Below are 21,955 nucleotides of genomic sequence, written 5' to 3' on the forward strand. Positions count from 1 at the left end.
CATACATAACCCCTTTTTTCAAGTTATTCACCTTTTCTTTTCATCCTGAAAAAAGTCTCTGTTAAAGCTCGTGCCCCTTGTTTTGCTTTCTTCTTTTTTTATAACGGCGCCTTTTCTGATCAGGTTTTGGCCGTACTTTTCATTCAGCTCGTTCATCATCTGAAAAATCGGCTCATCCTTTGCGTCCTCCTTGAATGAAAACAGATCAAGCTGTTTATACGCCTGCTGTTTTTCAACCAGTTCCGTCCCGGTGATGCCGAGAAGCCTTACCGGGTTTTGGTTCCAGTGCTTGTCAAACAGTTCCATCGCCGCTTCCATGATGTCTTTTTTCTGATCAGCCGGATTGCTGAGGGTCATGCTTCTTGTGACCGTTTTCCAATCCGCATACCGAATCATGATGAACAGCCGGCAGGCCATGACCTCCTTACGCTGGAGCCGTTCGCTCACAGACAGCGCAAGCCGGTCAAACACGCCCGTTAATTCATCCCAGTCAGCCGAATCATGCGACAGGGTGGATGAGTTGCCGACGCTTTTAAATTCATAAATCCGCTCGGGATTGACTTCTGCAGGATGGATGCCGTTCGCTTTATCCTTCAGCCTCGGGCCGTTTATGCCGAGAAGCGTTTTCAGCGCATGTTCATCTCCTTTTGCCAAATCACCGATCGTTTTGATGCCGAGCGTTTTTATTTTTTCCGCAGTTTTCGTTCCTATACCGTGCATCTCTTCTATCGGAAGAGGCCATAAGACGTCCGGCAGCTCTCTTTTTCTTAAAATGGTGATGCCGAGCGGTTTTTTCATGTCAGACGCCATTTTAGCGAGAAATTTATTCGGGGCGATGCCGATGCTTGACGGGAGCAAAAGCTCTTTTTGCAGTCTCGCCTGAATGTCTGCGGCTGTCTCATACGCCCTGTGTCTGTGCGGTGTGTCCGTAATATCCATGTATCCTTCATCAATAGAAACAGGCTCGACTAAATCCGTATACTCCCTCAGAATGCTGAACATTTCTTTTGACGAACTCCGATAGCGGTCAAAATTCGGAGGCACGACGATGAGTTCCGGACAGAGGCGTTTTGCCCGCCACACCGGCATGGTGGTCTTTACGCCCCGCGCTCTCGCTTCGTAGCTGCAGGTGACGATGATTCCTTTCCGTTCCTTCACGTTTCCGGCAACGGCGATAGGTTTTCCTCTTAAAGACGGATCATACGCCATTTCTACGGAGGCATAAAAACTGTTCATATCGATATGAAATATAATTCTCCCTTTTCCGGCCACTCCCGGCGCCTCCTTTCCTTTCATAGACAACCTTATATATATGTAGTAAAATAAGAGCTGAATGGATGTGATAAAATGATTCTTGAGTCAATGAATGACTTTTTATTTTTAGTCGATTTTTTCACAATTATTCTTCCCGCTCTGACCGCGATCGGCATCGCTTTTCTTTTGCGTGAGCGCCGCGCAGGCGAGCATTGGAGAACGAAACGAATAGATGAACATCAAGCAGTCGTTCAGCTGAACCGAACAGACTTTCTTATTATTATATATCATCGCATTACAACTTGGATACGTAAAGTCATCCGCATGAATTCACCGGCGAATGATGATGAAGATGTCAGCTTCCTCCTTTTATAACGGCAAGTGAAGATATAAAGGAGGAAACATAATTGTCTAAAACATATCAAAAGTGGATCGTATTGGGATTATTTTTTATCGTACTGTGCACAGGCCGCTCGGCTTTTGCGGCGACATCTCAGACTCAGACTCAGACGGGAGGCCTCGGGAATATCGGTTTTTTCCACGATTACCTGATCGAGCCGTTTTCGGCACTTTTAAAAGGGGTGGCGGGCCTGTTCCACGGTGAGTACGGACTGTCGATTATTCTGGTGACGATTATCGTCCGGATCGTTGTATTGCCTTTGTTTGTGAACCAATTTAAGAAACAGCGGGTGTTCCAGGAAAAAATGGCTGTGATCAAACCGCAGGTCGACAGCATTCAGGCTAAAATGAAACAAACGAAAGATGCGGAAAAACAAAAAGAACTGCAAATGGAAATGATGAAGCTTTACCGTGAGCACAATCTGAATCCGATGGCAATGGGATGTCTTCCGATGCTGGTGCAATTCCCGATTTTGATCGGTTTTTATTACGCCATCCGCTCAACGCCGGAAATTGCTTCACACTCATTTCTGTGGTTCAGCTTAGGGCATTCTGATATTCTTGTATCACTGTGCGCGGGGGCCATGTATTTCTTACAGGCTTATATTTCCCAAAAATTAAACGAGAAATATTCACCGGCTGCTCAAAATCCGGCCGCGATGCAGTCAGCAAAAATCATGGTCTTTATTTTCCCTGTCATGATGACCGTTTTTTCGCTTAACGTACCGGCTGCGCTGCCGCTTTACTGGTTTACAAGCGGACTGTTTTTGACAGTGCAGAACGTACTTTTACAGCAGACGCATCATAAAAAGAAACAGGCTGCGGCTCAGGCGGAGCCCGCCAAATCATAATACTGAAACCCTGCCGGAACCTATCCGGCAGGGTTTTTTCTTGTATCTGCAAAGCTTTAAGCCTAATATCATGAAGAATGAAAAAAGCACCCAATCAACTGGGTGCTTCGTTTTTAGTTGGCCGCTGTTTCGATAATGGCAACGACCATTTCTGCCGTTTTGACGAGCTCTTCAATCGGCATTTTTTCATTTTTCGTATGGATTTGTTCATAGCCTACTGACAGGTTGACTGTCGGAATGCCGTGGCCGGCAATGACGTTTGCGTCACTTCCGCCGCCGCTTGTCTGAAGTTCGCTCGGACGGCCGATTTTTGCCGCCGCTTTTTTCGCGACTTCCACAACCTGATCGCCGTCCTGATATTTGAAACCCGGATACATGACCGCGATGTCCACTTCCGCGCGGCCTCCCATCTCAGCTGCAGCAGATTCGAAAGCTTCTTTCATTTTCTGCACTTGCGCTTCCATTTTTTCAGGCACTAATGAACGCGCTTCAGCCAGAATATCAACCTGGTCGCAGACGATATTGGTTTGCGTGCCGCCTTCGAAACGGCCGATATTAGCCGTTGTTTCTTTATCAATACGGCCGAGCGGCATTTTAGAGATTGCTTTTGATGCGATTGTAATCGCGGAGATGCCTTTTTCCGGTTCTACTCCCGCATGAGCCGTTTTCCCGAAAATGGTTGCTCTCACTTTCGCTTGTGTCGGCGCGGCTACAATAATGTTGCCGACTTTTCCGTCTGAATCAAGCGCAAAACCGTATTTCGCGGTAATGTCTGAACGATCCATTGCTTTTGCCCCGACTAATCCCGATTCTTCTCCGGCCGTGATAATGAATTCAATGGTGCCGTGCTCGATGTTTTGTTCTTTCAGCACTTTAATGGCTTCAAACATTGCGGCAAGACCCGTCTTATCATCAGCGCCGAGAATCGTCGTGCCGTCGGATTTTACATAGCCGTCTTCCACAATCGGCTTAACGCCTTTGCCCGGAACAACCGTGTCCATGTGGGATGTAAAATAAATCGTATCCGCATCTTTTGTGCCCTTTAACGTACAGATTAAGTTGCCGGCTCCATGCCCCGTCACTTCTTTTGTATCATCTTCTTTTATGCTCAATCCTAAATCAGTGAATTTTTGTTTGAGCACCTTGCTGATTTCCGCTTCATGTTTTGTCTCTGAATCAATTTGAACGAGTTCAAGAAATTCTTCAAGCAGACGTTTTTCGTTTACCATTTTCAGTTCCCTCCGTTTAAAGCGGTATATTACCGTGCTTTTTTTTCGGTCTTTCCTCTTCCTTATGCGCAAGCATGTCAAATGCCTGAATCAATTTTTTCCTCGAGTCTTCCGGCCGGATGATATCATCCACCATACCGCAGGCAGCCGCTTTATACGGACCGGCGTTTTCCTTTTCGTATATGGCTTTTTTTTCGCGCTTCGTTTTCTCCGGGTCCCCAGAAGCCTGTATGTCTCTGCTGTATAAAATCGACGCCGCGCCTTCCGCTCCCATCACGGCGATTTCCGCATTGGGCCAGGCGAATACAAGATCTGCTCCGAGCCCTTTCGAATTCATGGCGACATAGGCGCCTCCGTAAGCTTTTCTGATGATGAGCGTCACTTTCGGCACCGCCGCTTCGGCAAAAGCATACAGCAATTTTGCTCCGTGACGGATGATTCCTGCATGTTCCTGCTGAAGGCCCGGAAGAAATCCCGGAACATCAGCGATCGTCAATAGCGGAATATGAAACGCGTCGCAAAAACGGATGAATCTCGACGCTTTGTCAGCGGCATCAATCGTGAGGCTCCCCGCCAAGTGTTTCGGCTGGTTTGCGACAACACCGACTGTACGCCGTCCGAGTTTCAGAAAACCGACAGCAATGTTTTTGGCAAAATACGGCTGAATGTCAAAAAACGTTCCGTCATCCGCCAGCTCTTTTATTACCTGTAACACATCGTAAGGTTTCGAACTGTCCGCGGGAACGAGGGTGTTTAATAACGGTCTGGCGTCTTCCTTTTTAACGGGTAGCGCCGTCTGTCCGCCGTGCGGGAGATAAGAAAGCAGGGTTTTCACAGCCGAAAGTGCCTCTTTTTCCGTTCGTGCGGAATAGTGGGCATTTCCGCTTATCACATTATGTATTCCCGCACCGCCTAAACTTTCCGCGTCAATCTGTTCACCCGTCACCTGTTCAATGACTTTCGGGCCTGTAATAAACATGTGCGACGTATGTTCCGCCATAATCACAAAATCCGTCAAAGCGGGTGAATAAACCGCACCGCCGGCACACGGCCCAAGAATGACAGAAATTTGCGGAATCACTCCCGAGTAAAGGACGTTGCGCCTAAAGATATGACCGTATCCATTTAATGATACCACACCCTCTTGAATTCTCGCACCACCTGAGTCGTTCAGCCCGATGATCGGGTTTTTGTTTTTCGCCGCCAGATCCATTACCGCCGCGATTTTTTCCGCATGCGTCTCGCCGAGCGTCCCGCCGAGTACGGTAAAGTCATGGGCAAACAAATACACGGGCCGTCCGTCAATTGTGCCGTATCCGGTAACAACGCCGTCTCCCGGAGCATTCTGGCACCCGGGCGTGCGGCTTTTGGCAAACGGCTGCAGCTCTGAAAAACTGTCTTCGTCCAATAGATAGTCAATTCTTTCTCTTGCCGTCAGCTTGCCTTTTTTGTGCTGTTTTTTATTTTTTTCCGCTCCGCCGCCGTTTGTTAAAAAGGAACGTCTTTCGTTTAAGTGTCTGATATGATCACTCATGTTCATCTTGAGTTTCTCCTTTTTCAATTGTTTCACAAAGCTCAATCAGGACGCCGTTCGCCTCTTTTGGAGAGAGAAATGCGATCTTCTTCCCGCCCGCTCCGTTTTGCGGTTCATGATGAAGCAAGGTCATGCGGCATGATTCAAGCTCCTTGATCGTTTCCTTCATATCGGCGCAGCGGAATGCCAAATGATGCAGCCCTTCGCCTCTTTTCTGTAAAAAAGAGCTGACGGGAGACGCGTCCGACAGCGGCTCAATCAGCTCAAGCTTTGTGCCTCCCGCTTCTAAAAAAGCAACTCTCACATTTTGGCCGTTTACCAGCTCGTCTCCCATATACGTAAGCCCGAGCATCCGTTCGTAAAATCCTCTCGCGGCTTCAATAGAGCTGACGGCAATGCCGACATGATCAAGTTTTTTCATAGCGCGGCCACCTGCTTTCCCCCATAGGATATGGCTTGTTCATATAAGCAAAACACGTTAAAATGGTAGACAGTAATCTTAAGGAGTGAAACAATGTCTCAAAAATTTATGAAAAGCGCCGTCATCGTCATTTTGGGCGTATTTATACTTTCAACCCTCCTCTCAGGCATTATGATGTATTTGCAGTAAAAAAGCAGGCGCCTCATTGCAAGGGGGTTTCCTGCTTTTTTATGAGGGCTTTCCGCTCTATTGCAATGTCCTCGAATGAGCGGTTTTCTTTTGTAATCAATACTTTCGTTCCGGGAGGGATAATCCGGAAAATACGGATGACATCCCGGTTTTTCATACGGATGCAGCCGTTTGATACAAACCCCCCGATCAGCTCTTCTCTGTTTGTTCCGTGAATGCCGTATATTCTGCCGTCGGTGCCTTTCGCATCAAAACCGATCCAGCGGACGCCGAGCGGGTTTTCCGGCGCGCCTCCCTCTACATTTTTCTTCCGGTAATACGGATTGACGGCTTTGACCGTTACCGTAAATTCTCCTTCAGGCGTCAAATCATCCGTTTTTCCCGTCGCCACCTGATAAATGCCTTCTATTCGGTTATCCTTTACAACAGCAAGCGCATTTGTGGCTTTATTGACGATAATATAAGGGTCACCCGGCAAAGGGTTCGCGCCAAGCGGCCAAAGCGGAGACAGCAGCAGGACGGCTGACAATAAAAAAAATCGCATGGGCTCCCCTCCTTTTTTCATTAGAATGACCAATGAAAGGAGGACTCATGCGATTGATCCATATGTTTTTTACAGCTTGATGCCTTTGAAATAACTTTTAATCACGAGATATTGTTCCATCTCACCGAGGAGGTGGAACAAAGCCGCCCGCGCTTCAAACTCCTCACGCGTTGCCGGGAGCGGCATTTCTTCAAATTCCGTTCTCATTTCTGCAAGTCTTTTTAAAAATTTATGAGCGGTATTGCCGGGATGAATGGCTTCCCTTAATTCATGGATGAAATGGGCGATTATTTTTCCCTGCTCCACCGTTATTGAAATAGAGGTAATCTTCGGCAGCAGCCGTTCAATGATTTCAAATTGTTTCTGCCTCATCTTAAAATAATGATAGTAGAGATTTTCATGGCGCAAAATATGATTCTGCACGTCCCGATAGGCGAGGTTTTTCGCCTCTTGAATCATCTGATGCGTCTCCGGTATTTCCTTCCCCGTCCAATCTTGCTCACCAGTTAACAAATACCGTTCGATTTCGGCGAAGATGACGGAAAAGTTGTCCTCGATTTTTTTCCTGTACGCTGCGAGTTTTCTGTCGAGGCTCGGCATATACAGATTCATTAACAGCGCGACGCCGATACCTACGGTGATCAGCTGGAACTCATTCCAGATAAACGCCATCGTAATGCCGCCGGACATATATAAATGAAGAATGATTACTGAGCTGGTGACGATCCCTTCATTTATTTTTAAAACGACTGTAGTCGGAATGAACAGCACCAGCAATATTCCGATCGCAAACGGATAATAGCCGATCAGTCCGAAAAAGACATATGAAAAGACGATCGCCAATAAACAGGCGGCAAATCGGGCCCACGAGGCCTGAAGCGACCGCTTTTGTGTAATCTGGATGCACAATATGGTGATGATTCCTGCGGATGCGAAGTTTTGCAGATGCAACAGCTGGGCTAAATAAATGGCCAGCGCCGTTCCAAGTGCGGTCTTTAGTGTCCGGTAACCGATTTTAAACATTGCTTGCTCCATTCTGTTTGTTTCTTTCTCAAAAAAAAGAAGAAGAGCATTCTTCTTCTTTTCTCACAGTTATATTTTATAATATTTTTTCTAAAAAGTCCTGTGCTCTTTTTGACTTCGGAGAAAGAAAAAATTCTTCCGGCTGACCGTCTTCCACGATCGTCCCTTCATCCATAAATAATACGCGGTCTGCGACTTCTTTGGCAAATCCCATTTCGTGCGTTACGATCACCATTGTCATGCCCGTCTGCGCGAGCTCTTTCATCACCTCAAGAACTTCTTTGACCATTTCCGGGTCAAGAGCCGAGGTCGGTTCATCAAACAGCATGATGTCAGGATTCATGGCAAGCGCCCGCGCGATGGCGACCCGCTGCTTCTGTCCGCCTGACAAACGGTTCGGATAGTCGTTCCGTTTGTCAAGCAGCCCGACTTTTTCAAGAAGAGCGCACGCCTTTTCCTCCGCATCCTTTTTAGACTCTTTCTTCACGCTGACCGGCGCGTATGTGATATTTTCAAGCACCGTTTTATGAGGAAACAGATGAAAATGCTGAAATACCATGCCGATATTTTCCCGCACTTTCAGTTTATTCGTTTTAGCTGCGGTGATTTCGTTTTCTTTAATGGCAATCGTTCCGCCGCTCGGGGTTTCCAGCAGATTTAAGCAGCGCAGAAACGTTGATTTGCCGGAACCGGAAGGGCCGATGACGGCGACGACTTCCCCTTCTTCGATCTGTGTTGAAATGTTTTTCAGTACTTCATGTTTCCCGAATGATTTTGACAGGTTGTCGACCTTAATCATTGGCTTTCAGCTTCCTTTCTACGCCTTTTCCGATGAATGCTAAGATCAAAACGAGCACGTAATAGATTAAGCCCGCCACAATAAGAGGTTCTAAATAGTTGTATGTTGCGGCGCCGGACTGGTAGGCCCGTCTCATAATATCGCCGAGACCGATTACCGTGACGATTGCCGATTCTTTCGTCAAGGTGATTAATTCGTTAATAATAGCCGGAGAAATGTTTTTAAACGCCTGCGGCAGCAGCAGATCTTTCATCATTTTTCCGTACGGCACGCCGAGAGCGACGGCAGCCTCTTTTTGTCCTTTGTCAATTGCGTTGATTCCCGCTCTGATAATTTCAGAGACGTAAGCGGCTGAATTGAGCGATAATGCGGTGACCGCCGCCCAAAATTGATCGATCTGAAAGCCGAGAAGCTGCGGCATACCGAAATAGATGATCATCAGCTGCAGCACGAGCGGCGTGCCGCGGAATATCGAAGTATAAAAATCCGCAATCCATTTCAGCGGACTGATCGTGCTGATTTTAAATAAGCTTAGCACGATTCCTAATACAAGACCGATGACCGCTGAAACGAGCACAATTTTTAATGTGACCGCAAGGCCTTCCAATATAAAAGGAATTTGGGGGATTGTCGCTGAGAAATCCAAATTCATACGTGTGATCTCCTTTGTCTTTATTCAAGATAAAAAGCTCAACGAAAAGTTGAGCTTTCTTTTATTTCTCGTTGGTGAACCATTTTTTCTTCAGTTTTTCGATTTCTCCGTTTTTCTCCATTTCTTTCAGCGCTTTGTTAAACTTCGCTGTCAGATCACTGTCTTTGCGGAACGCAATCGCGGAGCCCGATTCGTCTGATTTCGCATCTGCTGACGCAAAGCCCTGCAGATCGTTATTTGAACTGAAATAGCCTTGTGCTACGATGTCTTCGATAATCGCGGCATCAAAACGCCCGGATTTAATCTCTTCCGTTAAGTCTGAGATCCGGTTGCGGTCTTCGAGCTGAAAACCGTATTTCGAAGCGAGCTTCTTGCCTTTTTCCTCTTGAATGGAGCCGAGCTGAACACCGACGGTTTTTCCTTTCAGATCATTCAGGGATTTAATGCTGCTTCCCTTTTTCGTAACGATCATATTGTTAGCAGTATAATAAATATCAGAAAAATCAACTTGCTTTTTCCGTTCCGGCGTAGGTGTCATTCCAGATAAAATCATATCTACCTGCTTGGACTTCAAGGCTGTAATCAGGCTGTTGAAGTCCATGTCCTGCACCTCAACGTCATAGCCGGTCTTTTTGCCCAGAGCTTTTGCCAGATCAACGTCAAACCCGGTGATCTGATCGCCGTCTTTATATTCAAATGGTTTATAGTCAGCCGATGTACCCATAATCAGCTTGTTCTTTCCGCCCTCTGAGCCTGAATTGCCTGATCCGCAGGCGGACAGCGCAAAGGTGATACATGCGGCAGCTAATACCAACAGCCATTTCTTCATGATTCATTTCCCCCATATCTACTGATCTCTTAAAATTGAATATTTATTCGTTAACTTGTATTTTAAACACTTTTTAATTGTGATGCAATACTATTTTTGAAAAATATATTTTCCTTTCTCTGTTTATTATAGTCATTGTTTTTCCGATTAGTGACAGCTGAACGCCGGTGTATAAATATTTATATTTATACAGATTCCATATAAAAAACCCCGGAAGCGCTCGGCTCCGGGGTTTTTCTTTCACTTATACTTCTTCACAATATTCTTCAAATGCTTCCTGCAGTTTTGTGACGACGGCCATCGGCTCATGGCCTTCAATTTCATGGCGTTCCACCATTTTCATGATTTTCCCGTCTTTTAAAATGGCAAATGACGGAGAGGACGGCGGATAGCCTTCAAAGTATTCTCTCGCTTTGGCTGTCGCTTCTTTATCCTGTCCGGCAAATACCGTCACAAGCTGATCCGGGCGTTTATCGTAATGTACGGAATGGTACGCGGCAGGCCGTGCAATACCGCCTGCGCATCCGCACACAGAGTTGACCATGACGAGTGTGGTTCCTTTTTTTGAAAGCGCCTCGTCCACTTCCTCAGCGGTTTTCAGCTCTGTATACCCGGCGGCCGTGATTTCCTGACGGGCTTGACGCACGACATCATTCATAAATAAATTAAAATCCATATTCAACTGGGACCTCTCCTTTTTGATCATCTCTTCTTATGATAGCAAGGAACCTCACTATCGGCAAATGACACCGCTCATATCCAAATTGTTTTTTGTTCCTTTTATGTACCCGATGTAAGTTTATGACCTTTTAAAAACGGGAAACTTGTTAAAGAGATTGTCTGAAATAAAGGAGCAGTCGTATGAGCCAACGGAAAGCAGTATTAATTTATAACGGAAACGCCGGTCAAAAACAGATTGATAAAACGCTCGGCACGGTCGTCCCCATTTTGGCCCAGTCAGCTGACGAACTTTTGATTAAACCGACCAAACATCAGGATGATGCCCGTCAGTATTGTGAAAACCTCGACAGTTCAGTTGACCATTTATATATTTTAGGCGGAGACGGCACTGTGCATCAATGCATCAACAGCATCAGCAAGCTTGATCACAGGCCCGCTGTCGGCATTTTGCCGGGAGGAACGTGCAACGATTTCTCACGGGCGCTCGGCATCCCGCAAAACCTTCAAAAGGCCGCTGAAGCGCTCGCGGCCGGACATAAACGGATGATTGACGTCTGTAAAACGGATGACGGCTATTTTCTGAACTTCTGGGGCATCGGATTGATCACTGAAGCATCGAGCCATATCAATGAAACTGAAAAAGCATGGCTTGGTAAAATCAGCTACTTCACGAGCGCCTTGCGGACGATGACAAGCGCGAACCCGTTTCCTGTCAAATTGACAATTGACGGCGAGGTGAAAGAAGACGAAGCCGTAATGGTGCTTGTCATGAACGGGCATTATATCGGGACAAACAGAGTTCCCCTGCCTGATGCGAGCCTCCGGGACGGCTTAGCCGATGTGTTAATCTGCCGCAACACAAGCCTTGCCGCGTTGCGGGAGCTGATGACGATGGAGCAGGGTTCGTTTGATGATTTCGAAGGGGAGCTGTCCTATATTCAGGCCTCCAGGATTGAAATCGAAACCGGACGTGAAATGGACGCGGATACAGATGGCGAGGTATACGGAACAACGCCTTGTACGATCGAAGTGAAAACACATCATCTCACTATGCTTGTTCCCGAGGATTCACAATGAAAATAAAAAAACTCCTTTTGCCGCCCGGGCAAAAGGAGTTTTTTTTAATAGACTGAAGTATTTTCGTCAATGTTTTCTAGGATTTCTTTGACGCGTCCGAGGAAACGGCCGCATACGAGCCCGTCGAGCACTCTGTGATCTAAAGACAGGCAAAGATTAACCATATCACGCACTGCGATCATCCCGTTATTCATGACAACCGGACGTTTGACGATAGATTCTACCTGAAGAATCGCCGCCTGCGGATGGTTGATAATGCCCATAGATTGAACTGAGCCGAAAGATCCCGTGTTATTGACGGTAAATGTGCCGCCCTGCATATCTTCCGCGGTAAGTTTTCCGTTTCTCACTTTTTTCGCAAGGTCCGTTATTTCTCTGGCTATGCCTTTAATCGTTTTTTCATCAGCATGCTTAATAACCGGAACAAACAGCGAATCTTCCGTGGCAACGGCAATGGAGATGTTGATGTCTTTCTTTTGGACGATTTTGTCTCCCGCCCACATGCTGTTCATCTGCGGGAACTCTTTGAGAGCCTGCGCCGCCGCTTTTACAAAGAAAGCGAAAAATGTTAAATTGAAGCCTTCTTTTTGTTTAAATGAGTCTTTTATGCTGTTTCTGTACGCCGTCATGTTCGTGACGTCGACTTCCATCATCGTCCAGGCGTGCGGAATTTCTGTTTTGCTTTTATGCATATTGGCGGCGATGGCTTTTCTGACGCCTGTAACCGGAATTTCAATATCACCGGCTGACAGAGCTGGCGCCGGCGCTTGTTTTTGCTGTTGTTTCGGCGCTTGTTGCGTTGTTTGAACGGCAGCCGGCGCCGGTGCTTCCGACTTCTGCTGCATTCCCGAATCAATGATCTTTTGAATGTCTTTTCGCGTAATTCTTCCTCCTGCGCCCGTTCCTTCAACTTCTTCAAGCTGAATGCCGTGTTCTCCCGCTAATCTGAGCACGGCCGGCGAATAACGCGCTTTATTTGACTGGTCTTTACCTTGACGGTTTGCATCGGTGTCTGAAGGGGTATTCTGCTCTTCTTCCCGCTTCGGCGCCTCTTCGGTTTCCGTTTCTTCCGTTTCAATTTTGCAGATGATATCGCCGACTGTAAGAGTCTGGCCTTCTTCTCCTACAAGTTCTGTAATCGTACCGGTAAAAGAAGACGGCACCTCCGCATTCACTTTATCCGTCATGACCTCCGCGATGGGGTCATATTTATTCACTTGATCACCGGGGGATACCAGCCATTTGCTGATCGTCCCTTCCGTCACGCTCTCTCCGAGCTGAGGCATAGCCATTTGTTCAATCGCCATGTCAAAAACCTCCTTACGTCTTTAAAACTCCGCTAATTCTCTCATCGCGGCTTCCGCTTTGTCAGGATTCATCATGAAGTATTTTTCCATTGTCGGCGCATAAGGCATTGCCGGAACATCAGGGCCTGCAAGCCGCTTGATCGGCGCGTCTAAATCAAATAAGCAGTTTTCAGAAATAATAGCGGCGACCTCGCTCATAATGCCGCCTTCTTTCGTATCTTCTGTGATCAGCAATACTTTTCCCGTTTTAGACGCGGCTTCAATGATGGCTTCTTTATCTAACGGATAAACCGTACGCAAGTCTAATACGTGCGCGGAAATTCCGTCTTTTTCAAGACGCTCGGCAGCCTGCAGAGCGAAATGGACGCATAATCCGTACGTAATGACAGTAATGTCGCTGCCTTCGCGTTTTACATCCGCCTTTCCGATCGGAAGGACGTAATCATCAGCAGGGACTTCTCCTTTAATCAGGCGGTACGCCCTCTTATGTTCGAAAAACAGCACGGGATCTTCGTCACGGACTGCGGCTTTCAACAGCCCTTTTGCGTCATAAGGAGTTGAAGGCATGACAATTTTAAGACCCGGCTGGTTGGCAAAAATGGCCTCCACAGATTGGGAATGATACAACGCGCCGTGCACGCCGCCCCCGTAAGGCGCTCTGATGACCATCGGACAGCTCCAATCATTGTTTGAACGGTAGCGTATTTTGGCCGCTTCTGAAATGATTTGGTTGACCGCAGGCAGAATGAAATCGGCAAACTGCATCTCGGCAATCGGGCGCATGCCGTACATCGCGGCGCCGATTCCGACACCCGCAATCGCTGATTCCGCAAGCGGCGTATCCATCACCCGCTCTTCTCCGAACTGTTCATAGAGACCCGCCGTGGCTTTAAATACGCCGCCTTTTCTCCCGACGTCTTCCCCGAGGACAAAAACGCGCGGATCTCTTTCCATTTCTTCTTTCATAGCTGCATTAATACTGTCAATATAAGACATTACAGACATAAGTATTCCTCCCTACTTCGCATAAACGTGATCAAGCGTTGATTCAGGAGATGCGTATGGCGCTTTCTCCGCTTCGTCTGTCGCTTCGTTTACGATAGCCATGATGTCATCCAGCATGGTCTTTTCTTCTTCTTCACCTAGAAGCCCGGCTTCTTGCAAGTATGCTTTGTATAAAAGAAGCGGATCCTGTTTCTTTGCTTCTTCTACTTCTTCGCGTTCTCTGTAGCTGCTGTCGTCGTCATCACTGGAATGCGGCGTCAACCGGTAGGAAACCGTTTCTATTAATGTAGGTCCTTCGCCTTTAGATGCCCGTTCGCGCGCTTCTTTCACGGCCCGGTAAACTTCCAGCAGGTCGTTTCCGTCAACTGTGACTCCCGGCATGCCGTAGCCTGCCGCCCGGTCGGAAATATTTTCGCACGCCACCTGTTTGTCATACGGAACGGAAATGGCATACTTATTATTTTCACACATGAAAATGACCGGCAATTTATACACGGCGGCAAAGTTTGCCCCTTCGTGAAAATCTCCCTGGTTAGAAGAACCTTCTCCAAAGGTAACGAAAGAGACGATATCCTTTTTATCCATGCGTCCCGCAAGCGCGATTCCGACCGCGTGGGGAACCTGCGTCGTCACAGGGGATGAGCCCGTTACGATTCTGTTTTCCTTTTGCCCGAAGTGGCCCGGCATCTGCCTTCCGCCTGAGTTCGGATCAGCCGCTTTCGCAAAACCCGACATCATCAAATCCTTAGCAGTCATACCGAATGCAAGCACAACCCCCATATCTCTGTAGTACGGAAGCACATAGTCGGTATCGCGGTTTAGGGCATAGGCCGCGCCTACTTGAGCCGCTTCCTGCCCTTGACATGAAATAACGAACGGAATTTTGCCCGAGCGGTTTAAGAGCCACATTCTTTCGTCGATTTTTCTGGCTAACAGCATGGTTCTATACATTTCAACGGCTTCTTCGTCAGAAAGCCCTAATGCTTGATGGCGGTTTGTAGTCATTCAAACCCCTCCTTCTTTCCTTTTAAAAATGAATCGCGTTTCCGTCTGCGGCTAACGCAGCTTCTCCAATCGCTTCTGAAAGCGACGGATGCGGATGTATGGACTGGCCGATTTCCCAAGGCGTCGCGTCGAGCACCTTGGCAAGCCCCGCTTCAGAGATCATATCGGTGACGTGCGGGCCGATCATATGAACACCGAGAATATCATCTGTATTCCGGTCGGCGACAATTTTGACAAAGCCGTCGCTTTCTCCGTATACAAGAGCCTTTCCGATCGCCATGAACGGAAACTTTCCGATCTTAAGTTCATGTCCTTTTCGGGCAGCTTCTTCTTCTGTCAGACCGACACTCGCCGCTTCCGGATTTGAATAAATGCATTTCGGCACAAGAGCGGCATCAAGCGGAGCCGGATTAAGACCCGCCATATGCTCAACGGCAATGATGCCTTCACGGGAGGCCACATGCGCAAGCTGCAGACCGCCGACGACATCACCGATCGCATAAATATGCGATTCCTTCGTCTGTCCGGCTTCATTTACTATGATAGAACCGTTTTCCGCTGCAATGTCCGTGTTTTCAAGACCGATCCCTTCAATGTTCGGCTGGCGGCCGATGGAAACAAGCATTTGTTCGGCGTGATACGTTTCTTTTTTTCCATTCTTTTCAGCGGCAATTGAAACGCCATCCGCTTTTTCCAATGTATCCGGAAGCACTTTCGCACCCGTTACAATCTTAATTCCTTTTTTCGTTAACAGTTTTTCCATCTCGCTTGAGATATCACGGTCTTCAGTCGGCAAAATGCGGTCCGCATATTCAATCACAGTGATATTGACGCCGAAATCGTTCAGCATGGATGCCCATTCAATTCCGATGACACCGCCGCCGACGATCAACATGGATTGGGGCAGACGCTCAAGCTCAAGCGCTTCATCTGATGTCAGAATATATGTACCGTCTGCTTCTAAACCCGGCAGCATTTTCGGCCTTGAACCGGTTGCGATAATCAATTGTTTCGGTATCAGCATGTCGTTTTCTTCACCATTTGCGTATTCGACGGAAACCGTACCGGGAAGAGGTGAGAAGATGGAAGGGCCGAGCATACGTCCGTACCCGTTGAATACATCAATCTTCCCCTTTTTCATCAAGTGGGCGACACCGCCGGCCAGCCGGTCAACGATTCCCTGCTTTCGTTTTTGCACGCTGTCAAAGCGGAGGGAGACACCTTCCGTTTCAATGCCGAATGCTGCCGCTTCCTTTGCGGTTCGGTACACTTCCGCGCTTCTTAACAGCGCTTTACTCGGGATACATCCTTTATGTAGGCATGTTCCGCCGAGCTTTTCTTTTTCAACAACGGCCGTTTTTAAGCCGAGCTGGGCCGCTCTGATGGCCGCTACATAACCGCCTGTGCCGCCGCCCAGAATGACCACATCATATTCAGTCGCCATTTGTTTTCACTCCTTCGCCGATCTGATATTGCTTTGACTGCTCCTCACCGGCTAAAACCCGAAGCGCGCCTTGCGCGAGAGATTGCAGTTCATTTTCTCCCGGGTACACCAGTACATCCGAAATCCAATCTATGTACGATCTGATGGCGGATACGAAACTTTTCCCGTACGCCAATCCGCCCGTCAGGACGATAATGTCTACTTTTCCTTTTAATACGGCGCTTGCCGCCCCGATTTCTTTTGCTACTTGATAAGCCATGGCGTCATAAATGAGCCTCGCATGCTCATCTCCGGCCTGAATGCGTTTTTCCACCTTCACCGCGTCAGTTGTCCCCAGGTAGCCGGAGAGTCCGCCCGTGCCGACAAGTTTTTTCATCATATCGGCTTTTGAATACTTGCCGGAAAAACACATCTCCACCAAATCACCCGCAGGAACGGTTCCCGCACGCTCCGGGCTGAAGGGCCCTTCTCCGTGAAGCCCGTTGTTGACATCCGTCACCCGTCCGCAATCATGGACCCCGACTGTGATGCCGCCGCCCATATGAGTGACGATCATCTTCATCTGTTCATACCGTTTGCCGAGGGACGCCGCCGCATGACGGGCAACAGCTTTTTGGTTCAAAGCATGAAAAATGCTTTTCCGCTTGATTTCAGGCATCCCTGATACTTTAGCGAGCGGAGTCATCTCATCCACCACGACCGGATCGACGATATACGCGGGGATATTTAATCCGTCTGCTATTTCCCTGGCAATAATTCCGCCCAGATTAGAAGCATGCTGCCCGTTGTAGCCGTTTTTCAAATCAGTGATCATGGCGTCATTCACTTCATATGTGCCGCCCTCAATCGGTCTGAGCAGGCCGCCCCTGGCACAAACGGCATCAAACTTTGAAATGTTGATGCCCTGTTCGTGCAAAGACTCAAGAATGCTTATTTTTCGAAATTCGTATTGGTCGATAATGCCGTTAAATGCTTTCAGCTCTTCTTCGGGATGCCGCAGCGTCTTTTCAAAGATACAGCGTTCATTGTGAAAGACACCGATTTTCGTTGATGTTGAGCCTGGATTCAGAATGAGAATGCGTTTTTCCTGTTCGAACATTTTCATACCTCCAGATCAAATTCCTATCGTCTGCTTAATATACTTTGGCCGTTTTGCAGGAACTGGCTTCTTGAACGGCGCATGCGCTCAATTCGTTCCTCAGCCAGACGGTCGGCCGCTAAGTATGTCGGAATGCCGTCACGCGCGGAAATATCGAGCACCCGCTCAATGTTTGCATAGATGCCCTCAACCTTTTTCAACGCACGCTCAGCGTTGTAGCCGTAAAGCTCATCGGCCACATTGATGACGCCGCCTGCATTGATGACATAATCCGGAGCGTACACGATTCCCATTTCATGAATGGTATCGCCGTGACGTGTTTCTTTCAGCTGGTTATTGGCCGCCCCCGCAATGACTTTCGCCTTCAGCTGTTTAATCGTGTCATCGTTAATGACGGCGCCGAGAGCACACGGGGCATAAATATCGCACGCCTGTGAGTAAATGTCGCCGGGATCAACTGCGCGGGCGCCGAAGTCCTCAACGGCACGTTTAACAGATTCTTTATTGATATCGGTTACGATTAAAGAAGCGCCTTCTTCGTGAAGGTGGCGGCATAGATTGTAAGCCACATTTCCCACGCCTTGCACGGCAATTGTTTTACCTTCCAGTGAATCAGTGCCAAACGCCGCTTTCGCTGCGGCTTTCATCCCTTTGTAGACGCCGTACGCCGTAACCGGAGACGGATTTCCTGATGAACCGAATGCCGGAGAAATTCCGGTTACATAGTCTGTTTCATCATGAATGATGTCCATATCTTCAACGGTGGTGCCGACGTCTTCCGCCGTAATATACCTTCCGTTTAAGCCTTGGATGTAGCGGCCGAACGCGCGGAACATTTCTTCATTTTTATCTTTGCGCGGGTCTCCGATAATAACGGTTTTCCCGCCGCCTAAGTTTAAACCGGCAGCCGCATTTTTATAAGTCATGCCTTTTGCGAGTCTCAGTGCATCTTCAATCGCCGCTTCTTCACTGTCATATGTCCACATTCTTGTTCCGCCGAGTGCAGGGCCGAGCGTCGTATCATGAATCGCGATGATCGCTTTTAATCCGGATTGTTCATCTTGGCAGAATACCAATTGTTCGTAATCATAAGTCTCCATATATTTAAAAATTTCCATAGGTTCGTTCCTCCTACTGTTCTTGTGATGCGCAAATCGCAAGCGCAATTGAATACAGTTTATTTTCTGCGGTATCCGCTCTGCTCGTTAATGCAATCGGCGCTTTTGCACCGGCGATGACGGCAGCAACATTTGCTTTCGCAAAATAAATCATTGACTTATAAAGCATATTTCCGGCCTCGATTGAAGGAACCAAGAGAATATCCGCCTGGCCCGCTACGCTTCCGGAAATCCCTTTTTGCAGCGCAGCCGCTTGGGATACGGCATTATCCAAAGCAAGCGGTCCGTCCGCAATGCAGCCGGTAATCTGTCCTCTATTGCACATCTGGACGATCGCAGACGCGTTCAGCGTCGCCTCCATTTTCGGATTAACCGTTTCAATAGCCGCAAGGACTGCGGCTTTCGGCATAGGGTTCCCTACTGAATGTGCGACATGAACCGCATTTTGCAGAATATGCCCGAGTTCTTCAAGAGACGGGGCAATGTTCAGCGCTGAATCAGTCACATACATCAGCCGGTCATAGTCCGGCACTTCAAAAACGGCTACATGTGATAACACCCTTTTTGAACGAAGCCCTTCCTGGCGGTTTAAAACCGATTTCAGAAGAGTTGAGCTCGGGAGATTCCCTTTCATTAAAACGTCCGCCTCTTGTTCACGCACTGCGCGCACTGCTTTTGCCGCAGATTCTTCTGGTGAATCGGCGTGGATGATGTCAGCATTGAACTTCGGCTCATTTGCCAGAAGCTCTTTCAGCTTTCCGCTGTCACCCGTCAGTAAAAATCGTGCCGACAAGTGTTCTGCCGCCATTTTGACGGCGTGGATCACTTCTTTATCTGCTGCGTGGGCCACTGCAATGGTTTTTGCGTTTTTTGCCGCGGCTTTTTCAACTAGGTCTCTCAGCTTCATTTTGTACCACCTTTCTTGTGCGAATCCGCTTTTAACAATGCAAGTTCTGTGCCAAATATGCGAAAGGGTTTATTCCGGCTTTTTTCAAGAAAACATGCAGCTGTTTGCGCTTTCTCTGCAATTTATTGCATGCCGTCATTTGCAAGGCCGTACTTGTCCATTTTGTAGTACAGATTCCGAATGCTGACACCAAGCGCTTTCGCCGTTTTGGTTCGGTTGAATTTATGCTTTTCAAGCGTTTTTTGAATGATGTGCGCTTCAAATTTTTCAACAGCCTGAGACAGCTTTTCCCCTTCTACATCCGGAAAATCACTTTGGGTGCCGTTTTTGTCATTCAGCTCTGATTCGAAAACAGGCAGATGCTGCTGTTCGATCCGTTCCATATGCGGCTCTAAAAATATCATTGCCCGTCCGAGAACATTTTCAAGCTCCCGTACGTTTCCCGGCCAGCTGTAGGCTGATAAAGCTCGCAGCGCGTTCGGCGTGAGCCCCTTTACATTGCGGCCGTAATCCTGATTGATTTTTTCAATGAGCCGAATGCTCAGCGCTTCAATATCTTCTTTGCGCTGCCGAAGCGGCGGGATTGAGATCGGATAGCGGTTAATCCGGTAATACAGGTCTTCGCGGAACGCGCCTTCCGCCATGGCCTTTTCGATGTTGACGTTTGTCGCTGCGATAATTCTGACATTGACAGAAATCGCTTTTGCGCCGCCGACTCTAATAATTTCTTTTTCCTGCAGCACTCTGAGCAGCTTTGCCTGGGTGCTTTGGGTCAGCTCTCCGATTTCATCTAAGAAAATGCTGCCGTTATTCGCTTCCTCAAAAAGTCCTTTTTTGCCCCCGCGCCTCGCGCCCGTAAACGCGCCTTCCTCATAGCCGAAAAGCTCGGATTCAAGCAGGGATTCAGACAGGGCCGCACAATTGACCCGGATGAATTTATTGTATTTTCGGTCGCTTTCATTATGGATGGCGTGGGCGAAAAGTTCTTTCCCTGTGCCGGATTCTCCCCGCAGCAGAATCGTCGCCGGCGTTTTCGCCCCGAGCTTCGCCTGTTCAAGGGCGACCAGCATTTGTTCACTCGTGCCGATAATGTCGTCAAACGTGTATTTCGCTTCAAGCGTGCGGATGATCTGGCGCGCCCGATTCAGCTCAGCAGTCAGCGTTTTAATTTCTGACACGTCGTGGATGACGCCGACGCTGCCTTTTAAAATACCGTCCACAATAACGGGGGCAACATTTACGATGACATCCTTTTTATTGGGGCCGACCTTCATCCTCACACCACGCACGGGCCGCCTTGTCCCCAATACTTTCAGGTGCATGCTTTCCCCTTCCGAGATATCGGTGGAAGCGGGTTTTCCGATGACTTCGCTTTCTGACAGCCCGGTCATTTTTGTATACGCTTTGTTGATTAACATTCCGATGCCGTTTTCATCAACGACGGAAATGGCCTCGTCTGACGATTGAATAATCGCTTCAAGCATGGTGCGGATTTGTTTTAAGTTCGTGACCTCTTCCGCCAGTTCAACTGCGTCGGTGATGTCTTTAAACACGCATAACGCGCCGAGAAGTTTTCCGCCTTCATCAATGATCGGCAGTCTTGTCGTGACAATCTGCAGGTGCTTGCCGAGAAGCTGCTTCTGGTTATATTCCGGCTCTCTCGTTTCCAGAATCCGCGGCAGCTTTGTGTTCGGCACTACATCTTTAATTTGGCGGCCGATGACTTCCTCCCGTTTTCGGCCGACCATTTTTTCTGCCATCTGATTAAATAAAATGATCGTTTCGTTGACGTCTATAAAAATCATACCGTCGTGCGTTGAATTAAAAATCCGGTCATGCTTATACGTCTGCGACTTCAGCATTTGGATAAGCTGCTGTTTTTCCTCCATCAGCTGAAACACCATGTACGCCAATTTTCCCGGCATGACGATGGTTTGTTCTTTTTTCTCATGGAGCAGCTCATCCATGACCGCTTTATCGCCTGTTGTATGGATGATAATATCTATATCTTCAGTTATGTAGGGTTTCCAATCTGATGAGGTTGCAATTCCATATCTCCGGGCTTCTTGCAGCCCTTGCGCCTCCGGATCTTGATCAACCACCGCAATAATCCGGATCAGTTTTGTTTTCATCAAAATCTGTAGGAGCGCCGTGCCTCCTTTACCAGCACCTATAATCAGCACCTTCTGCATCCCGATACCCCTTTATATGAAAAAATTTGCACACCTGTATTTCCCGTTGCAATAATTTGCACAACCCCTATGTTACCACGTTTTGATCTCTTGACAAAATATTTTTTCGATTGGACAATAAAGGAAATCATATCGTAAAGGGGTTTTCTGAATATGAGCCGGCTTGTTGCGCTTTTGATTCTGGTCCTCCCCGGCGCTGTCGCGGCGCTCGGCATTAAACTGATGAGAGATGCATTATTCGGGCATGCGTTTTCCCCGTTTCCGTCCCTTTTTCTTCAGGGGGCGGCCGGATTGGCGTTTTTTTTGTTCGGCCTTTATGTTCTGGCCGGGTTTATTTTGTACAGAGATCGGAAACGCAATCAAGTCAGCCCGCGGTTCAGGAAAAAAAAGCTGTAA

The 21,955-nt window shown here is 47.9% G+C and carries 23 protein-coding genes; 5 read left to right on the top strand and 18 right to left on the bottom strand.

What is annotated here, in order from left to right; all coding sequences use genetic code 11:
* Positions 1–27: 27 nt before the first annotated feature.
* Positions 28–1,272 (bottom strand): DNA polymerase IV, encoded by a 1,245-nt coding sequence (locus L3V45_RS11645; RefSeq protein ID WP_003153240.1) that lies wholly within the window; start codon positions 1,270–1,272, stop codon positions 28–30.
* A 75-nt stretch (positions 1,273–1,347) separates the two neighbouring features.
* Here L3V45_RS11645 and L3V45_RS11650 point away from each other — a divergent pair, with 75 nt between their 5' ends.
* On the top strand, positions 1,348–1,629 hold the full coding sequence (locus tag L3V45_RS11650) for a hypothetical protein (RefSeq protein WP_003153239.1): 282 nt from the start codon (positions 1,348–1,350) through the stop codon (positions 1,627–1,629).
* 32 nt (positions 1,630–1,661) lie between these two features.
* Entirely contained in the window at positions 1,662–2,504 is an 843-nt protein-coding gene (locus L3V45_RS11655; RefSeq protein ID WP_236837009.1) for a membrane protein insertase YidC, read from the top strand.
* Between the two features lie 113 nt (positions 2,505–2,617).
* Here the strand turns inward: L3V45_RS11655 and L3V45_RS11660 are convergent, their stop codons facing one another.
* The 3 genes from L3V45_RS11660 to mce are packed head-to-tail and all read right to left on the bottom strand — an operon-like array spanning position 2,618 to position 5,688.
* A complete protein-coding gene (locus tag L3V45_RS11660) occupies positions 2,618–3,733 on the bottom strand; it encodes a M20/M25/M40 family metallo-hydrolase (protein ID WP_236837010.1) in 1,116 nt (371 codons plus the stop codon).
* 16 nt (positions 3,734–3,749) lie between these two features.
* Positions 3,750–5,273: an acyl-CoA carboxylase subunit beta gene (locus L3V45_RS11665; RefSeq protein WP_003153236.1), complete on the bottom strand. Its 1,524-nt coding sequence runs from the start codon at positions 5,271–5,273 to the stop codon at positions 3,750–3,752.
* The gene (gene mce, locus L3V45_RS11670) at positions 5,260–5,688 is read right to left on the bottom strand and encodes a methylmalonyl-CoA epimerase (RefSeq protein ID WP_003153235.1); all 429 of its coding nucleotides are present in this window, start codon (positions 5,686–5,688) and stop codon (positions 5,260–5,262) included. Before mce ends, L3V45_RS11665 begins: the two co-directional genes overlap by 14 nt.
* A 93-nt stretch (positions 5,689–5,781) precedes the next feature.
* On the opposite strand from mce, the gene prli42 reads away from it, so the two are divergent.
* The gene (prli42, locus tag L3V45_RS11675) at positions 5,782–5,877 is read left to right on the top strand and encodes a stressosome-associated protein Prli42 (protein WP_021734205.1); all 96 of its coding nucleotides are present in this window, start codon (positions 5,782–5,784) and stop codon (positions 5,875–5,877) included.
* Between the two features lie 13 nt (positions 5,878–5,890).
* Here the strand turns inward: prli42 and L3V45_RS11680 are convergent, their stop codons facing one another.
* The 6 genes from L3V45_RS11680 to brxB form a co-directional block, all read right to left on the bottom strand.
* A complete protein-coding gene (locus tag L3V45_RS11680; protein WP_014305372.1) occupies positions 5,891–6,421 on the bottom strand; it encodes a L,D-transpeptidase in 531 nt (176 codons plus the stop codon).
* Positions 6,422–6,490: 69 nt separating this feature from the next.
* Positions 6,491–7,444 (bottom strand): aromatic acid exporter family protein, encoded by a 954-nt coding sequence (locus tag L3V45_RS11685; protein ID WP_003153231.1) that lies wholly within the window; start codon positions 7,442–7,444, stop codon positions 6,491–6,493.
* A gap of 76 nt (positions 7,445–7,520) precedes the next feature.
* Positions 7,521–8,243, bottom strand: coding sequence for an arginine ABC transporter ATP-binding protein ArtM (locus tag L3V45_RS11690; RefSeq protein ID WP_014305373.1), 723 nt, complete (start codon positions 8,241–8,243; stop codon positions 7,521–7,523).
* Positions 8,236–8,895 (bottom strand): arginine ABC transporter permease ArtQ, encoded by a 660-nt coding sequence (locus tag L3V45_RS11695; protein ID WP_003153227.1) that lies wholly within the window; start codon positions 8,893–8,895, stop codon positions 8,236–8,238. The genes L3V45_RS11690 and L3V45_RS11695 overlap by 8 nt, the downstream gene beginning before the upstream one ends.
* 61 nt (positions 8,896–8,956) lie before the next feature.
* A complete protein-coding gene (locus L3V45_RS11700) occupies positions 8,957–9,724 on the bottom strand; it encodes an arginine ABC transporter substrate-binding protein ArtP (protein ID WP_003153224.1) in 768 nt (255 codons plus the stop codon).
* Positions 9,725–9,968: 244 nt separating this feature from the next.
* Positions 9,969–10,406 carry a bacilliredoxin BrxB gene (gene brxB, locus L3V45_RS11705; protein ID WP_003153223.1) on the bottom strand — a complete coding sequence of 146 codons (438 nt, stop codon included), beginning with the start codon at positions 10,404–10,406 and terminating at the stop codon, positions 9,969–9,971.
* A gap of 179 nt (positions 10,407–10,585) precedes the next feature.
* Here brxB and L3V45_RS11710 point away from each other — a divergent pair, with 179 nt between their 5' ends.
* On the top strand, positions 10,586–11,482 hold the full coding sequence (locus L3V45_RS11710; RefSeq protein WP_014305375.1) for a YegS/Rv2252/BmrU family lipid kinase: 897 nt from the start codon (positions 10,586–10,588) through the stop codon (positions 11,480–11,482).
* Positions 11,483–11,526: 44 nt separating this feature from the next.
* Here the strand turns inward: L3V45_RS11710 and L3V45_RS11715 are convergent, their stop codons facing one another.
* The 8 genes from L3V45_RS11715 to L3V45_RS11750 all read right to left on the bottom strand — a co-directional run bounded on the left by L3V45_RS11715 (position 11,527) and on the right by L3V45_RS11750 (position 21,559).
* A complete protein-coding gene (locus L3V45_RS11715) occupies positions 11,527–12,789 on the bottom strand; it encodes a dihydrolipoamide acetyltransferase family protein (protein WP_236837011.1) in 1,263 nt (420 codons plus the stop codon).
* 21 nt (positions 12,790–12,810) lie between these two features.
* Positions 12,811–13,794 (bottom strand): 3-methyl-2-oxobutanoate dehydrogenase subunit beta, encoded by a 984-nt coding sequence (gene bfmBAB / locus L3V45_RS11720; RefSeq protein ID WP_003153216.1) that lies wholly within the window; start codon positions 13,792–13,794, stop codon positions 12,811–12,813.
* A gap of 12 nt (positions 13,795–13,806) precedes the next feature.
* On the bottom strand, positions 13,807–14,799 hold the full coding sequence (locus L3V45_RS11725; protein WP_003153214.1) for a thiamine pyrophosphate-dependent dehydrogenase E1 component subunit alpha: 993 nt from the start codon (positions 14,797–14,799) through the stop codon (positions 13,807–13,809).
* Positions 14,800–14,821: 22 nt separating this feature from the next.
* Entirely contained in the window at positions 14,822–16,243 is a 1,422-nt protein-coding gene (gene lpdA / locus L3V45_RS11730) for a dihydrolipoyl dehydrogenase (protein WP_003153212.1), read from the bottom strand.
* Entirely contained in the window at positions 16,233–17,348 is a 1,116-nt protein-coding gene (buk, locus tag L3V45_RS11735; protein WP_088005421.1) for a butyrate kinase, read from the bottom strand. Before buk ends, lpdA begins: the two co-directional genes overlap by 11 nt.
* A gap of 17 nt (positions 17,349–17,365) precedes the next feature.
* On the bottom strand, positions 17,366–18,460 hold the full coding sequence (gene bcd / locus L3V45_RS11740; protein WP_003153209.1) for a branched-chain amino acid dehydrogenase: 1,095 nt from the start codon (positions 18,458–18,460) through the stop codon (positions 17,366–17,368).
* 13 nt (positions 18,461–18,473) lie between these two features.
* Positions 18,474–19,367 (bottom strand): phosphate butyryltransferase, encoded by an 894-nt coding sequence (gene yqiS / locus L3V45_RS11745; protein WP_188155683.1) that lies wholly within the window; start codon positions 19,365–19,367, stop codon positions 18,474–18,476.
* Positions 19,368–19,489: 122 nt separating this feature from the next.
* Positions 19,490–21,559 (bottom strand): sigma-54 interaction domain-containing protein, encoded by a 2,070-nt coding sequence (locus tag L3V45_RS11750; RefSeq protein ID WP_003153205.1) that lies wholly within the window; start codon positions 21,557–21,559, stop codon positions 19,490–19,492.
* A 153-nt stretch (positions 21,560–21,712) separates the two neighbouring features.
* On the opposite strand from L3V45_RS11750, the gene L3V45_RS11755 reads away from it, so the two are divergent.
* Complete coding sequence (locus L3V45_RS11755; RefSeq protein ID WP_007408378.1) at positions 21,713–21,955, top strand: DUF2627 domain-containing protein; 243 nt, start codon at positions 21,713–21,715, stop codon at positions 21,953–21,955.

Source organism: Bacillus sp. R45 (assembly GCF_021729365.1).
GTDB classification, from domain to species: domain Bacteria; phylum Bacillota; class Bacilli; order Bacillales; family Bacillaceae; genus Bacillus; species Bacillus velezensis.